We start from the raw sequence: 556 nt of genomic DNA, 5'->3' as shown, positions 1-556 counted from the left end.
ACCTCTGACCTTGATATTGTCGTTTTTGAAAAAAGTATAACCTCGTCGTACAGGGAGTCATTGATAGATTTTGGTTGGCCAATAGAGATTTTCGTCCATAATCTAACTTCTTATAAACATTTTTTCGAAATGGATTATAAAGATGCTAAGCCTTCTATGCAAAAAATGTTATTAGAAGGGATTATTTTAAAAGATGAAGGAATTATAGACTCTATTAAAGAAGAAGCTAAAGAGATGTTGGATAAGGGTCCTGAAAGATGGACAGAAGAAATAATTACGACAAAGCGATATTTTTTAACTGATGTCCTAGATGATTTTATAGGTTGTAATAATCGAGCCGAAGAAATATTTATAGCTAACACATTAGCTGAGCTTATTCATGAATTTGTGCTAAGAACTAATGGTTGTTGGATAGGTTCTTCAAAATGGGTTGTTCGTGCTTTGAAGCATTACGATGTAAAATTTACCGAAGAATTCATTGAAGCCTTTGATACTTTTTATAAAACGGGTGAGAAAAGAAAAGTTGTTCAACTAAGTAAAATGGTTTTAGAACCAT

1 protein-coding gene is annotated in these 556 nt (G+C 32.0%); it reads left to right on the top strand.

Translation table 11 applies throughout. From position 1 onward, the window contains the following. Positions 1-60: 60 nt before the first annotated feature. Positions 61-556 (top strand): nucleotidyltransferase domain-containing protein (locus ACOMCU_RS28290; RefSeq protein WP_421052317.1); only part of this gene is annotated, 496 nt, incomplete at its 3' end.

The sequence above is a fragment of the Lysinibacillus sp. UGB7 genome, assembly GCF_049058285.1.
Taxonomy (GTDB): domain Bacteria; phylum Bacillota; class Bacilli; order Bacillales_A; family Planococcaceae; genus Lysinibacillus; species Lysinibacillus sphaericus_B.
The sequence above is the reverse complement of the archived record's forward strand: the minus strand, read 5'-3'. Positions and strand labels throughout refer to the sequence as shown.